The sequence below is a fragment of the Allorhizocola rhizosphaerae genome (assembly GCF_003426775.1).
Lineage (GTDB): Bacteria > Actinomycetota > Actinomycetes > Mycobacteriales > Micromonosporaceae > Allorhizocola > Allorhizocola rhizosphaerae.
Genome location: NZ_QJUG01000014.1, coordinates 24068 through 37639, shown reverse-complemented (window position 1 = coordinate 37639; position 13572 = coordinate 24068). Strand labels below are relative to the sequence as shown.

At 67.8% G+C, this 13572-nt stretch carries 14 protein-coding genes; 7 read left to right on the top strand and 7 right to left on the bottom strand.

The annotated features are described in order from the left end of the window. Positions 1–14 precede the first annotated feature (14 nt). Positions 15–656: a Tat pathway signal sequence domain protein gene (locus DM816_RS04535; protein ID WP_117208811.1), complete on the bottom strand. Its 642-nt coding sequence runs from the start codon at positions 654–656 to the stop codon at positions 15–17. 180 nt (positions 657–836) lie between these two features. Next, complete coding sequence (locus tag DM816_RS04530; protein WP_117208780.1) at positions 837–1670, bottom strand: hypothetical protein; 834 nt, start codon at positions 1668–1670, stop codon at positions 837–839. A gap of 173 nt (positions 1671–1843) precedes the next feature. Here DM816_RS04530 and DM816_RS04525 point away from each other — a divergent pair, with 173 nt between their 5' ends. The 3 genes from DM816_RS04525 (at position 1844) to DM816_RS43625 (ending at position 3874) form a co-directional block, all read left to right on the top strand. Beyond that, positions 1844–2563 carry a TetR/AcrR family transcriptional regulator gene (locus tag DM816_RS04525; protein WP_117208779.1) on the top strand — a complete coding sequence of 240 codons (720 nt, stop codon included), beginning with the start codon at positions 1844–1846 and terminating at the stop codon, positions 2561–2563. A 107-nt stretch (positions 2564–2670) separates the two neighbouring features. After that, positions 2671–3258, top strand: coding sequence for a DUF6230 family protein (locus tag DM816_RS04520; protein ID WP_246001555.1), 588 nt, complete (start codon positions 2671–2673; stop codon positions 3256–3258). Between the two features lies 1 nt (position 3259). After that, the gene (locus tag DM816_RS43625; RefSeq protein WP_211588543.1) at positions 3260–3874 is read left to right on the top strand and encodes a DUF6114 domain-containing protein; all 615 of its coding nucleotides are present in this window, start codon (positions 3260–3262) and stop codon (positions 3872–3874) included. Here DM816_RS43625 and DM816_RS04510 read toward each other — a convergent pair. Beyond that, the gene (locus tag DM816_RS04510; RefSeq protein WP_117208778.1) at positions 3871–4848 is read right to left on the bottom strand and encodes an EamA family transporter; all 978 of its coding nucleotides are present in this window, start codon (positions 4846–4848) and stop codon (positions 3871–3873) included. The genes DM816_RS43625 and DM816_RS04510 overlap by 4 nt on opposite strands. A gap of 74 nt (positions 4849–4922) precedes the next feature. Between DM816_RS04510 and DM816_RS04505 the strand changes: the two genes are divergently transcribed. Both DM816_RS04505 and DM816_RS04500 read left to right on the top strand, forming a co-directional pair. Continuing rightward, positions 4923–5477, top strand: coding sequence for a CGNR zinc finger domain-containing protein (locus DM816_RS04505; RefSeq protein WP_117208777.1), 555 nt, complete (start codon positions 4923–4925; stop codon positions 5475–5477). Positions 5478–5680: 203 nt separating this feature from the next. Continuing rightward, on the top strand, positions 5681–6256 hold the full coding sequence (locus DM816_RS04500) for an HhH-GPD-type base excision DNA repair protein (RefSeq protein WP_117208810.1): 576 nt from the start codon (positions 5681–5683) through the stop codon (positions 6254–6256). 152 nt (positions 6257–6408) lie between these two features. Here DM816_RS04500 and DM816_RS04495 read toward each other — a convergent pair whose 3' ends face one another. The 4 genes from DM816_RS04495 to DM816_RS04480 all read right to left on the bottom strand — a co-directional run bounded on the left by DM816_RS04495 (position 6409) and on the right by DM816_RS04480 (position 11082). Further along, positions 6409–8178 (bottom strand): Ig-like domain-containing protein, encoded by a 1770-nt coding sequence (locus DM816_RS04495; RefSeq protein WP_162907112.1) that lies wholly within the window; start codon positions 8176–8178, stop codon positions 6409–6411. A gap of 355 nt (positions 8179–8533) precedes the next feature. Further along, positions 8534–9526, bottom strand: a complete 993-nt coding sequence (locus DM816_RS04490) for a glycine betaine ABC transporter substrate-binding protein (protein WP_117208775.1) — start codon at positions 9524–9526, stop codon at positions 8534–8536. Between the two features lie 92 nt (positions 9527–9618). Beyond that, entirely contained in the window at positions 9619–10332 is a 714-nt protein-coding gene (locus DM816_RS04485; protein WP_117208774.1) for an ABC transporter permease, read from the bottom strand. Positions 10333–10413: 81 nt separating this feature from the next. Further along, positions 10414–11082, bottom strand: a complete 669-nt coding sequence (locus DM816_RS04480; RefSeq protein ID WP_117208773.1) for an ABC transporter permease — start codon at positions 11080–11082, stop codon at positions 10414–10416. Between DM816_RS04480 and DM816_RS04475 the strand changes: the two genes are divergently transcribed. Next, the gene (locus tag DM816_RS04475) at positions 10996–12060 is read left to right on the top strand and encodes an ABC transporter ATP-binding protein (RefSeq protein WP_117208772.1); all 1065 of its coding nucleotides are present in this window, start codon (positions 10996–10998) and stop codon (positions 12058–12060) included. The two genes, DM816_RS04480 and DM816_RS04475, sit on opposite strands and share 87 nt — an antisense overlap. After that, complete coding sequence (locus tag DM816_RS04470; RefSeq protein WP_117208771.1) at positions 12057–13379, top strand: dihydrolipoyl dehydrogenase family protein; 1323 nt, start codon at positions 12057–12059, stop codon at positions 13377–13379. Before DM816_RS04475 ends, DM816_RS04470 begins: the two co-directional genes overlap by 4 nt. The last annotated feature ends 193 nt before the right edge of the window (positions 13380–13572 follow it).

Sequence of the window (13572 nt, the reverse complement as noted above, 5' to 3'; positions counted from 1 at the left end):
CGGATTATAGCCGACTACTGGGTGAAGACCAAACTTCCGCCCGGACCCCGCACCGGGGCGTACTTCGCGGAGAAGTAGGCGATCGAGAAGCACACGCCCGGCCCCGTCGCCTTGTTCAGCCGCTGGTTGACGAACGTGACGGAGTTGTCCGCGTTGGAAACCGTGCCGGAGATCGTGTTGAGATTGGCGTCGTACACGCACTGCACGACCCCGAGGACGGTGCACAGCCGGATCGTCGAGCGCAGCGGCGCGCCTGTCAGGGTCATGGACTTGGTGGTGCCGTTGACGCTCACCGAGTACGGCAGGTTGTTGATCACGATGCTCTGCACGCACGTGACGCCCGACACGTTGGCCGTGCAGCTCGTGAAGGTCTGTGCGGTCAGGTTGGCCGTGGCCACGCCGCCCGCTGCCGGGTTGCCGGTCACGGTCGCGGTGAAGGTGGAGACCGTGCACGTGATGCCCGTGCTCCCGGTCGTCGAGTTGAAGAACGTGGCCCTGGCGCCCGCGGCCAGGCCCGACTGGATGACGTCGCCGGTCGCGGCGTTGGCCCCGCCCAGGCTGCCGTAGGTCAGCACGTTCACCGCGGCGGCCTGGCCGGGTGACGCCCAGAGGACGGCCATCACCGTTGCGGCGACGGCGATTGCCCACTTACGCATGTTGTTCTCCCTCCATTGGCTGGCGGCGATGGCGGCCGCCAGGTCCGAGATGCTGCGGTCGAGCGTTCGCTCAGCTGGCGGCAAGCGCCGCCGCCAAGCCCGAGATGCTGCGGTCGAGCCTTCGCTCAGCTGGCGGCAAGCGCCGCCGCCAAGCCCGAGATGCTGCGGTCGAGCCTTCGCTCAGCTGGCGGCAAGCGCCGCCGCCAGGTCCGAGATGCTGGGGTCGAGCGCGAGTGATGTGCTGGTCGGGCGGAAGACCACCTCGTTTTGGCCAGGGCCGGCGTTGTCGAGCCCGAACGCCTTGTTCACCAAGCCGTTCAGCGAACCGAACCAGCCGCATCCGGTCGCGCCCACCGCGCCGAACTCGTTGTCGGACAGGGTCGCGCCGCTGAACGACACCACCGTGGCCTGGAAGCCGTTGGGGTCGGGGAGCACCTCGATCACGCCCGGGTCAACGATTTGCGGTTGAAGCACCAACGGGTTGCGGTCCGAGCCCACGAAGCAGTCGATCCCGAGAATCCCGTTGATCAGCCGCAGTTTGATCGGCAGGCGGAAGACCGGATGGTCCTGCCCGATCGCGAGCGGCACGAACGAGGTGATCGGCCCGGCCAGCTCGACCTGCGCGAAGATGCTCGTGACGCCGGGGATGATGCTGGGCAGCCCGGGGATGGGCACCTCGATCGGGCGGGCGCTCAACGTCTTGGCGCGGGTGGGCGGGACGACCGTGTAGACGTTGGCGGTGGTCCCGTCCGGGAACTCGACCACCGGCGCGGAGCTCGGCCAGTACACGCCGAACTGGAGCGTGATCGGTGACGTGATCGGCACATTGGTCGTGCCGATGCGGAAGCTGCCGCCGCTGGTGACCGATATCAGGCAGCCCACCTGCAGGTGTGTCGGGTCCTGCATTGCCCGTGCGGTGATCGGGCAGTTGCCCATGCCCGTGTAGATGCCGCCCGGCTCACTCATCGCGGTGGGCACGGCGCCCGCTGCCGCGAGCACGACGGCAGCGGCCATCGATGCAATCATGTTTGTGCACTCCTCGAATCAGCTGGGGCCGGTCTGATCGACCCCTCCCGGTCATTCCGCAGCTGATCCGGGGACGGCGAGACACACCATCGAAATAAAAACCTGTGGATGTTATAAACCTAGAAGGGTTCTCAAGTCAAGCGAAGGAGCTCGATGTTGCGATGACCGTCGTACCACCACTGCCGGGAGCCAGAGCGGGGCGAGATCCGTTGCGGGCGATCAAGCGGGGGCCCAGCCGCGTGCCGCCCGACGTCGTCGCGGCCACGCAGCGGGACCGGCTGTACGACGGGCTTGTGCATACGGTGGCGGAGAAGGGATATCCGGCGGCGACCGTTGGCGACATCTGCCGCGCGGCGGGCGTCACCCGGCCCACGTTCTATGCGCTGTTCGAGGGCAAGGAGGACGCGTTCCTGGCCACATACAGGCATGGCACGGGGGTGGTGTGGGACGTGATGACGGCCGCATACCACGAGGCGGGCGGCTGGCGCACCGGCGTGCGCGCCAGCCTCGGCGTGCTGCTGAGCATCCTGTCGAGCGTGCCCTCGTTCGCGGCGATGGCGATCGTGGAGGTGGAGTCGGTCGGCGCGGTGGCCCGCTATGAGCGCGACGTGATGCTGCAACGGTTTCACCGGTTCTTCGAGGACGCCCCACATCGGATGGACGTGCCCGAGGATGTGGTGGGCAGCGTGATCGGCGGGATCTACGCGACGATCTACCGGCACGTGGTCAACGGCAAGGTCGAGTCGCTGCAGGAGCTTTTGCCCACGCTCACCTACTTCGCCGTGGTGCCCTTTGTCGGGCATCGCAGCGCCGCCACCGAGCTCGACCCGGCGTGCCAAATCTCACCGCCACGGGTTGACCCGTGCCGTACTGGACGGTAACTTCAGGACACGCCATCGAAATATCTTGATGGGTTGCCGTAGGCACAGGGATTCATCCGCAGTGAAACACCCGCGCCGAGGACAACTTGCGAACACAGGGAGCCGCCATGTCCTTATCTCGCAAGCGTTTCGCCGCTGCACTGCTCGTCAACGGGGTCGCCGCCGCCGCACTGGTGACGCTGACCGCCAACGGGGTGCTCGCCGCGCAGTTCTCCATCTCGGGACTTCCGTTCACGGTCACCGCCGACCGGTTGGAGGGCAACGGGTTCGAACAGTTTGCCGCGCTCGACACGATGGTGCCCGGCAGCCCCAACGAGGGCGAAACCGGTGGGCAGATCGTGGTGATGGTGTCGGCCATACGCGAGGCCGAGCTCACCAACCTGTGCCAGAGCATCAACATGGGCGGGATGCACATGAAGCTGACGGCCGGCGACAACGGGACACCCGTGCGGGCCACGAATCTCGTGGTCGACTCGGATGTGATCCAGGGCGACGCGTCGTTCACGCAGATCGACATCGGGCAGGACGCGAGCACGCTCGACCAGGTGCCGGGCGTGGTCGGCAACGTCGGTGTGTTCGGCCAGCAGGCGCGCACGGTGGTGATTGAAAACCTGCGGCAGAACAACTATGCGACAACGGCGGCGGCGTTCCGATTGCCGCACCTGCGCATGGCCTTCACGCAGGAGGGTTGTTAGCGTGCCGGCTCCTCGTCCATCGGAGCCTGACGCGGCCATCGCCGCAACGGAGGCTTCTGACGCGGCGGACTGCGGGGCGGACGCCGGGAAGGAAACGCCTCACGGCACCGTCCCCCAGCCGGAGCCGCGCCACGCGGCGGACGCCAGGGCGGAAACGCCCGACGGCACCGTCCCCCAGCCGGAGCCGCGCCACGCGGCAGACGCCAGGGCGGAAACGCCTCACGGCACCGTCCCCCAGCCGGAGGCCCGTCACGCGGCAGCCAGGCGGCCGGGGTGGTGGGCGCGTTTTCGCCAGTGGCGGCGAGGTCGGCCGTTTTGGGGCGGGCTGCTGGTCGTGCTCGGCGGGGCGGAGATCCTCGCGGCCGTGTGGGTGCCGCTGCCGGTGATGATGCAGGTGGGGATGCAGGGCTCCATTGGGTACCTCATCCCCTTCATCATCGTCATATGCGGCGCGCTGATCGTCTTCACGCCGGGGCAGCGCATGCTGAACTCGTGCGTCGCGATGGCGCTCGGCTTGGCGACGTGGCTCACGTCAAACCTGGGCGGGTTCTTCGTCGGCATGCTGCTGACCCTTGTGGGCGCGGCAATGGCGTTCGCCTGGCGGCCGCGCGTCTAGCTCACCGTCGAGAGTGCGGGCTGGTCGGTCGCGGCGGGTTTCGCCGCCGGGGCCGGCTCGCCCTCGGCCCGCTCGTCCATCCGGACCAGCACCACACCGGCGACGATCAGGGCACCGCCCGCGAACTGCATCCAGGTCGGGAGCTGGCCCAGCATCAGCCACGCGAACAGCACGGCGAACGCCACCTCGGTCAGGCCCACGAAGCTCGCGAGCCGCGCGCCCAGGCGCCGGGCCGCGCCGATGCCGGCCACATAGGCCACGGCCGCCGCGACGAGGGACAGACCGATGATGGGGACCAGCCAGTGGACGCGCTGGCCCGCGAAATCGACCGTAGCGGTGGTCGCGTGCATGGGCAGAGCTCCCAGTGCGCCGGCCGCGAGGAGCGCGATCGCACCGATGCTCATGCCCGCACTGGCGAACGTGACGGGCGGCAGCTCACTGTCCACTTTGGAGGACAGCACGAAGTAGGTGGCGAGTCCGAAGGCGGCGCCCAGGCCCCAGAGCACACCGGTCAGGTCCAGGCGGGTCTCGCCGGCCAGATCGAGCATGAACGCGAGACCGGCCACGGCGACGACCGATCCGGCGACGGTCAGCCGGCGCGGGCGCTGGCCGTGCCGCAGCCACATCCAGCCCACGACCAGGATCAGGCCCAGATATTCGAGCAACAGCGCGACCCCCACCGACAGCGTCTGCACCGCGTTGAAGAACGCCACCTGGCAGCCCGCCACGGCGATCAAGCCGTAGCCTGACACCGTGCCCAGACTCCGCCAGAGCGCACCCCAGCGGCCGCGCATCGCGATTGCGGCCGGGATGGCCAGGATCAGCGCCGCCACGCCGACCCGCGCGGCGACCGCCGCGCCGGACGACCAGCCGGCGTCGGTCAGCGAGCGGGCGAACGAGCCGGAGGTGCCGAAGCTTGCGGACGACAGCAGGGCCAGGCCGAGCCCCGCTCCCATCCCGTTGCGCTGGCGCATTGGTCCCCCTGAATGTAATTAGCAAAAATGCGTTATGCTTGTGACAGTACGCGCACCGCTTGACAGGAGTCAAGATGCTTTTTGCCCGTGACACAGAGGTGGGCCTCGCCGCGGCCGCCGCGCTGGTCAACACGCTCGACGGCGACGAGGAAGGGCTGCCCGACATGGCGGCGCTGGACGAGTTCGTGCGCGCGTGGGGCTGGACCGGCTCGCGGGCGCGAACCGACGCCGAGCTGCGTTCGGTGCGCGCGCTGCGGCCACGGCTGCGCGAGGTGTGGACGGCCGCGGCCCGGGACGACGAGGATCGGGCGGTCGAGATCGTCAACCGGATCCTGCGCGAGGCCAAGGCCCTGCCCCAGCTGGCCAAGCACGACGAGTGGGACTACCACCTGCACGCCACCACGCCCAACGCCCCGCTGGACGATCGCATGGCCGTGGAGGCCGCCATGGCCTTCGCCGACCTCATCCGGGCCAAAGAGCTGAGCCGGCTGCGGATTTGCGAATACCCGACGTGCGACTCGGTGGTTGTCGACCTGTCCAAAAACCGGTCCAAACGGTTCTGCGACAGCACATGCGGCAACCGTGCCGCAGTGGCCGCTTATCGCGCCCGTAAAGCCGCGTCACGCTAGCCCACACGGCGGTCTGACACGTAGTCATCAACGTAGTTGATGGTGACCCATCTTTGTAGGGCGCCGGCCGTGCCGCTTGACCGTGGCATCGTGCACACCCTGAATACGCCTCCCGAAGGGGAGGCGGTTCGACCTCCGGGAAAAGCGCGACAGCTGATCTCGTCGGGCGCCGTACGCCCCCACGAGTCGTGCAAGATATGGGCATGACGATTTCCTTGCCGATAGATCCGCAGGCGAACGAGTTGCTCGCCCGCGATCCGCTGGCCGTGCTGCTGGGGATGACCCTCGACCAGCAGGTCACGATGGAGAAGGCGTTCAGTTCGCCCTACGTACTCGCGCAGCGGCTTGGGCACGAGCCCACGGCAGCCGAGCTGGCCAACTACGATCTCGACGCGTTGATCGCGATCTTCGCCAAGCCTCCAGCGCTGCACCGCTTTCCAAAGGCGTTCGCGGCGCGTTGCCAGGATGTCTGCCGGGTGATCGTCGACAAGTACGACGGAGATGCCGCTGCACTCTGGACCGGCGCGAGCACGGGCGCAGAGCTTCTCAAGCGCATCCAGGAGCTTCCCGGCTATGGGAAGCAGAAGGCCCAGATCCTGGTGGCCCTGCTCGGCAAACGCTACGGGGTCCAGCCTGAGGGCTGGCGTGAGGCTGCGGGCGGATACGGCGGCGAAGATGCGTACCGTTCTGTGGCTGACGTCGTAGATGACGAATCCTTGGCGAGGGTCCGCGAGTACAAGAAGCAGATCAAGGCGGACGCCAAGGCCGCCAAGGGCTGAAGCGTCGCTTATGCGGGCTGCGCCCTTCTCACCACCTCGTGCTTGGCGAGCATTGGAAGCTCATGCCAGCGCGTGTGGGCCACGGCTCTATCGCTTGGTGTGCGCGGGCACCTTGGCGCCGCCTCGTGCAGCGCCGAGGTGCCCGCCCCCGTCTAAGGCAGGCCAACGGGCCGGACGAAGTGTGGCCCGTAGAGCATCACGTTTTTGGCGATGTCGTTGTCCGGTGTGCACGGTATGCCGTTGGGCGGGTCGCAGCCGAGCCCGTTGGTGCTGAACACCATCAGGCCCGGGTTGATGACGATGCCGCCGTAGAACCAGCGCGGCTGCGGGAATCCCGTGCCGGCTGGCACGATGTTGACCGGTTGGCCGCTGGCGTCGAGCATCAGCTGCCACGGGCCGGTGGGGCTTGACGACAACCACGCGTGCACTGGCGCGTCGAATGGGCTGGGCCGGCTGGTGCTCAGGTAGCGGTCGCCGTAGCGCATTGTCGCCTGCACCCACGGCGTCGTCGTGCCCGCGCCCGGGAAACTCATCGGCGCGGCGGTCGTGATGTCGTTGGACCAGCCGGAGCCGTTCCAGTATTGCCAGGGTCCCGTGGCCAGTCGTGATGGAGTGGTCCGGGCCACATAGCGGCCCGCCGGATAGGAGCCCGGATCGGTGCGCTCGCACTGGAATCCGGCCGCGTCGCCGTACAGGAAAATGTTCCCTCCGTCGGCGAACAGCCAGGTGCCGAAGCTCGGGACGTTGGTGGCGCTTTGGTTGTAGGGCGCCGCAGCGTCCGCGATAACCTGCAGCCCGGGGAGGGAGAGGGTGAACACACGGACCCCGGCGAGCCGGAACCAGCCGCACTCTCCATTCACGACATGCGTCGCGGTGATGCGCAGCACTGCCGGAGAAACCGTGGTGTCAACATAACCATTTGCCGGCCAGTACCGGTTGCCGCTCGCGTCGGTCATGAACTCCCTGGGCGCCTGCGGCGTTCCACCCATCACCGGGGTGAAGCACGTTCCGGATTGGACGATCACGGAGTTGCTGGGCATGCGCCAGCCCGGGAGAAGCGCGTTGTTCTGATCCACCTGGCCGGCCAGCGTGTCACCGAACAGCCACACCACGCGGCCGTCCGGGAGTGGGATGGGATGCGCGCCGTCGGCGCCGGCCCATCCTCCCCGGCGATAGTTGAAGGCGGCCTCATAGTCGGCCGGGGTCGTGGGCACGTGGTCGGCGCAGTAGCTCCCCCAATCGTGCCGGGTGACATTGTCCACTGTGAACGTGACCGCGGGCGATGTGTGCCGCGCGCCGTCCGGCCCTGTCGCGGTGCACGTGAGGCGATATACGCCGAGCGGCACCCGGGTGGAGTCCCATGTGTACAGCCAGCCATAGATCGTTGGCACCGCCTCACCGAGCGGGATCACGGCAGAGTCCTTGCTGTGTAAGTAATATTCGACCTTTGTGGTGCCGGTTATTGTCGAGGCCGCCGAGAATGTTATGCGGGTACCGGAGACCGGCTCGCCACCGGTTGGCAGCACCACCTGGCATCCGGTCGGATTAGCCACCGTGATCGAGACCGGCGCGGAGGTGGCCGTCTGTCCGTTGGCGGCGGTGGCGACGCACGTCAACGCATGTCTGCCATTGGCGACGGCGGTCGAATCCCAGCCCCACGTCCGGCCGCCGTCGGGAGTGAACAGCCAGCCATAGCCGGTGGGACGGGCCTCGCCGAGATCGGCGCCATCGAGGCGGTACCGCACGGTGGCGGCCTCCTGCGCGGCGGCCGAGAGGGTCACCTGTCGGCCGCTGACCGTTGCATTGGCGGACGGCACGACGACCTGGCAGGTGGGCGACGCCGATGGTGCGGCCGTGGCGGACTCGGCCGGTGCGAGCAGCGACAGCACGAGAACCGCCGCCATCGCGGATCGAAGAATCATCCCTCCACGGTTGAACGCCCGGCGATCGCGGTCAACGCGCGCGCACCTAACTTTGCCTAGATTTGACGTTGTCCTCCATGCCTTGTCCTCCATGTCTTTCAGACGACGATGTCGTCGCCCGGGCGGAGGTCGGCGGCGGCGAAGCGGTCGCCGGAGGCGGCTTGGCGAAGCGGTCGAGTTCGCCGACCTGCCCGCGTAGCACTTCGGCGGCTGTGTTGGCGGCGGCTTCAGGCTCCGCCGCCGTGCGGCACACGCACGGTGCGCCGCACGGCGGACAGGAACTGCCCGTGCGGGGCGGCCGAGCCACGCACATGGGCAAGCCCTGCCCGCGGGCAAGGCCCGCGGGGCTGGCGCGTCAGTTGGTGGCCAGGCTGCCGTCCGAGGAGAAGACCAGGCCCAAGCTGGACTTGCCCGTGGTGAGCTCGGTCTTGGTCTGCGGCCCGCCCGCGTCGGCCTGGTGGAACGAGCCGAACGTGATGCCGTATTTGCTCTGCAGACCCGGCTGGCAGAACGGCCGCACCGGGCACTCGGGCGGCCCGGCGAGCACCGAGGCGGTGCCGCTGCACTTGGCCGCGAAATCCGACAGGGTCTTCAGGCCATGCTGATCGGCGAACGCCTTGGTGACCGCGAACGCGTTTTGGTCCGCAGCCGCCGACGGCTTGCCGAACGTTAGCCCGTATTTGGTGCCGAGCTCGGTCAGCGCCGCCATGGTCGCCGTGATGTCACCGCTCGCCTTGGGCGCCGCGTCCTTGCCGTTGGCCTTCTGGTTGAGGAACTCCGTGAGGGTCGCAGCGTATTCAGGGAAGACCTGAATCTCGCCCTTCTCCAGAGCGGGCTCGTAGATCTCGCGATTGCCCACGGTCTGCACGGTCGCCTGGAACCCGGCCGCGTTGAGCGCAATCTTGTAGAGCTCGGCCAGCGTCTGACTCTCGGTGAAGTTCGCCGCGCCCACCTTGACGGCGCCGCTGCCGCCCGAAAGCCCGGTGGTCAGCCCGGCCGTCGCGGCGAACTCCTGCGCCGCCACGGCCGAGGTCTTGCGGTCGATGTCGACCGCCTTGTTGAGCGCGATCAGCTTGGGCGTGTCGAGCGCGCCGGCCACCTTGTCGACGGCCGCGACAAGCGCCGGGGTCGCCGCCTTGGCATTGATTGCAGCCACTATATTGTCGGAGTTTTGCAGTTTTTTGTCGTCTTCGAGGACCACGAGCTGCTGGCCGGGGACCGGCGCGCAGCCCTGCCCGCTCGCGCTCGGGGGCGCCTGGGTCCCCGACGATCCGGATTGTCCGCAGGCGCCGACGGCCAGGGCCATCGCCCCGGTCAACAGCGTCAACGAGATCTGACGAAGTCGCATCTTCGCCCGCCTTCTGTGTCCCGGCCCGGTCTTCCCGTGCCGCGTGTCCGACGAGGCAAGCAGTTGCCTGCCCACTGATGAACCGTGGAGGCTCACATAGTCATGCTTGCACGACCCTCTGACATTCTGCCCGGCGCTCGAAGATGCCTGGGCGTGACGGCCCGCTCGCCGAGCGCCAGCAAACCCTCTGCGATCAGGCACAGCACGGCGACGATCAAGCCGCCCGCGAGCACCTGCCCGCCGCCCGAGGCCAAACCGAGACCAAATCCCCGACTAATGATCATGCCGAGCCCGCCGCCGTTGACGAAGGCGGCCAGCGTCGCGGTCGCGATGACCTGCACCGCGGCCGTGCGGAACCCGCTGGCCAGGTATGGGACGGCAAGGGGCAGCTCGACCCTGGTCAAAAGCTGACGCCCGGACAAACCCATGCCCAGCGCGGCCTCCTTCACCTGCGGGTCGACCTCTCTTATTCCCAGGTACGCATTTGCGAGCAGCGGTGGCACGGCGAAGACCGCGAGTGCGAGCACGATCGCGCGCTCACCGAACCCGATCGCCGTCAGCGGGAAAATCGTGAGCAGAGCCACGGTCGGCACAGCGCGCGACACGTTCGCGAGCGTGACCAACGCAGCGCCACCGCGACCGTAATGCCCCAGCAACACGCCGATCGGCCAGCCGACAGCGCACGCCAGCGCGACCGCCAGGAGCGTTATCCACAGATGCTCCCGCGTGCGCGCGATGATCCCGTCCGGCAGTGTCCAGTTGAGAGGATCGTTCAGCCAAATGAACGCGTCCTGAATCACACTCACGATTAACTCCGTTCAGGCGAAGCCGTGCTCTTGCGCGGATGAGGCCGACCGCGCCAGCGGCTCGGGCACATCCGCTGCGGACTATTGAGACCGCCTTCGCGTCCAGGGCATCAGCGCCCGCCCGGTCAACGCCAGCAGCGCGTCAAGCACGAGCGCCAGCGCGACGCACGCGAGCGTCGCCGTCATAATCTGTGCACGGTAGAAGTTGTTTCGGAACCCGCCGATGATCAGGTTGCCGAACCCTCCAAAGCCGACGATCTCGCCGACCGTGAGAAGCGCCACGGTCGAGACCGTCGCGATCCGCAGCCCTGTCATGATGCTCGGCAGCGCAAGCGGAAGTTCGACTCGCCACAGCATGGCCAACTTGCCATATCCCATCCCCGAGGCGACTTCCCTGATTTCCGCGGGCACCGTCCTGAGCCCGGTGAGGCTGCCGCGCAGGATGACCAGCAGTGCATAGAGCACCAGCCCGATCAGGACGGTCCCGGGATTGAGCCCGGTGAACGGCGCCAGGAAGGCGAAGAGAGCCAGCGACGGGATCGTGTAGAGCGTGCCCGCCGTAGCCAGGATGGGCCCGGTGAGCCAGTTCTTGCGATAGGCCAAGATAGACAGGGGAATCGCGATCAGTGCCGCGATCGCCACGGAGGCGACCGTGAGCAAGATATGCTCACGCAACGCGGCAAGCAGGGTGTCCGTGTTCTCACGGATGTAGTCCCACGAGAACCAAGGATTGCCAGCCTGGGAGGACATGACGTGAACGCTACCGGTGCGGCGGCGATCCGGCTGGATCAGGTCCGCAAACAATTCGGCGCGACCGTGGCCGTCGAAAACCTGAGCCTTGAGATCCCAGCGGGCGAGCTCGTGGTGCTCATCGGCCCGTCCGGGTGCGGCAAGTCCACGGTACTGCGAATGATCAATCGGCTGATAGAGCCGACGTCAGGGCGCATGTACCTCGGAGCTGAGGAAATCACGAAATCGGATCCGGTGCGGTTGCGCCGGCGAATCGGCTATGTCATTCAAAATGTGGGACTTTTTCCTCATCAGACGGTACGAACCAACGTCGCCACCGTTCCGAGGCTGCTCGGCTGGCCCAGGTCGAGGACGACCTCGCGGGTTGACGAACTGCTCGACCTGGTGGGCCTCGACCCGGCCCGCTTCGCGAATCGCTATCCGCACGAGCTGTCGGGCGGGCAGCGGCAGCGCGTTGGCGTGGCGCGCGCCCTCGCGGCCGACCCGGCCGTGGTGCTCATGGACGAGCCGTTCTCCGCGGTCGACCCGATCGTGCGCGGCCGGTTGCAGGACGAGTTCCTGCGCCTGCAGAGCACTGTGGGCAAGACCATAGTTTTCGTCACGCATGACGTCGACGAGGCCGTCCGCCTGGGCGATCGCATCGCCGTGCTCTCGGAGGGCGGCAGGCTGGAGCAATTTGGCACACCCGCCGAGCTGCTCGCCAAGCCGGCCAATGATTTCGTCGCCGATTTCGTCGGCTCCGATCGCGGGATCAAGCGGTTGGCTGTCACACCCATCCCTCAAGATGGTCTGCAACGGCTTCCCGAGGCGCCCGATTATCCGACGGTCGGCGTCGACGCAAACCTGCACGGCGCACTGGCCGCCCTGCTTGAGGGCGGGACGGGCTGGGTCGGCGTGCGGCGCGGCGACGAGGTGATCGGCGTGCTGACGATGGACGACATTTACCGGACGCTGAGATCGGGGGCGGATGCGAGATGAGCGCGGCGAGCAAGTGTGACGTGGTGGTGCTGGGCCTCGGCGTCGGTGGCGAAGAGGTGGCGGGCCGGCTGGCCGAGGCGGGGCTGTCGGTCGTGGGCATCGAGGGGCGTCTGGTCGGCGGCGAGTGTCCCTACTACGGGTGCATTCCGAGCAAGATGATGATCCGCGCGGCCAATCTGCTGGCCGAGGCGCGGCGCATCCCGGGCATGGCCGGGGCCGCGCAGGCGACGCCCGACTGGGGTCCGGTGCACGCGCGATTGCGCGACGAGGCGACCGACGACTGGAACGATCGCGTTGCGGTGGAGCGCCTGGTGCGCAAGGGCGTCCGGTTCGTGCGCGGGTGGGGCAGGATCGTCGCGCCGGGGCGGGTCGCGGTCGGCGACGAGGAGTTCGAAGCGGCGCGGGGCGTGGTCGTCGGCACCGGCACCAAGGCGGTCATTCCGCCGATCGAGGGCTTACGCGATACTCCATTGTGGACAAACAAGGAGGCGATCGAGGCCGCAGCCCTTCCTGATTCTTTGGTGGTATTGGGCGGGGGCGCCATCGGGCTGGAGCTCGCGCAGGCATTCGCGCGATTCGGCGTGCAGGTCACGGTCATCGAGGCGCTGGATCGGCTGCTGGCGCTGGAGGAGCCGGAGGCGTCCAAGCTTGTCACGGAGGCGCTTGCGGTCGATGGCGTGCAGGTGTTCACGGGCGCACCGGCCAAGCAGGTGTCCTATGTGGACGGCAGGTTCCACGTGATGCTCGACGACGTGGGCGTGGAGGCGGATAGGCTGCTCGTCGCGACCGGCCGCAGGCCCGACCTGTCCGCGATCGGGCTCGATTCGCTGTCCGTCGACGAGCGCATGCGCGCGGGCGAAAAGCTTTGGGCGGTCGGCGATGTGACCGGGCGTGGCGCGTTTACGCATGTGGCCATGTATCAGGCGGGCATCGTCATCCGTGACATCCTCGGCCAGGACGGGCCTGCGGCGGACTATCGCGCGCTGCCCCGGGTGACGTTCACCGATCCGGAGATCGCCTCGGTGGGCATGACCGAAGCACAGGCGCGCAAGGCACTGCCCAATGTCCAAACGGGACAGTCCAATGACTCCACCCGCGTCTGGATACACCGCGGCGAGGAGCTCATCAAGGTCGTCGCCGACGCCGACCGCGGCGTGCTGGTCGGCGCCACCGCCGCCGGCCCGGCCGGTGGCGAGGTGCTTTCCGCGCTTACCGTGGCGATCCACGGCGAGGTGCCCATCGAGCGGCTGATCCACATGATGTATGCCTATCCCACGTTCCACCGGGGCATCCAAACCGCACTCAAATCCCTCGCCTGACGACGTGGTGGCCGTGTCAAGCACGCCTGCACGCTGTCAGCAACGCGATTCGGATGGCCACACGCCGCGGGTTACGCGGTCCGACTTGCCTGCGCGATCAGACCCGGCCGCGCAGTCAGGCGTGGCCGCACTAAGCGGCTGCGCAGCCCGCTGGCGTGGTCAGACCTGCACAGTTTGCCCGGCGACGTGGGTC

Coding starts and splice junctions, on each gene's coding strand:
- DM816_RS04535 (WP_117208811.1), bottom strand. CDS start 656: ATGCGTAAGTGGGCAATCGCCGTCGCCGCAACGGTGATGGCCGTCCTC.
- DM816_RS04530 (WP_117208780.1), bottom strand. CDS start 1,670: ATGGCCGCTGCCGTCGTGCTCGCGGCAGCGGGCGCCGTGCCCACCGCG.
- DM816_RS04525 (WP_117208779.1), top strand. CDS start 1,844: ATGACCGTCGTACCACCACTGCCGGGAGCCAGAGCGGGGCGAGATCCG.
- DM816_RS04520 (WP_246001555.1), top strand. CDS start 2,671: ATGTCCTTATCTCGCAAGCGTTTCGCCGCTGCACTGCTCGTCAACGGG.
- DM816_RS04510 (WP_117208778.1), bottom strand. CDS start 4,848: ATGCGCCAGCGCAACGGGATGGGAGCGGGGCTCGGCCTGGCCCTGCTG.
- DM816_RS04505 (WP_117208777.1), top strand. CDS start 4,923: ATGCTTTTTGCCCGTGACACAGAGGTGGGCCTCGCCGCGGCCGCCGCG.
- DM816_RS04500 (WP_117208810.1), top strand. CDS start 5,681: ATGACGATTTCCTTGCCGATAGATCCGCAGGCGAACGAGTTGCTCGCC.
- DM816_RS04495 (WP_162907112.1), bottom strand. CDS start 8,178: ATGATTCTTCGATCCGCGATGGCGGCGGTTCTCGTGCTGTCGCTGCTC.
- DM816_RS04490 (WP_117208775.1), bottom strand. CDS start 9,526: ATGCGACTTCGTCAGATCTCGTTGACGCTGTTGACCGGGGCGATGGCC.
- DM816_RS04475 (WP_117208772.1), top strand. CDS start 10,996: ATGCTCACGCAACGCGGCAAGCAGGGTGTCCGTGTTCTCACGGATGTA.
- DM816_RS04480 (WP_117208773.1), bottom strand. CDS start 11,082: ATGTCCTCCCAGGCTGGCAATCCTTGGTTCTCGTGGGACTACATCCGT.
- DM816_RS04470 (WP_117208771.1), top strand. CDS start 12,057: ATGAGCGCGGCGAGCAAGTGTGACGTGGTGGTGCTGGGCCTCGGCGTC.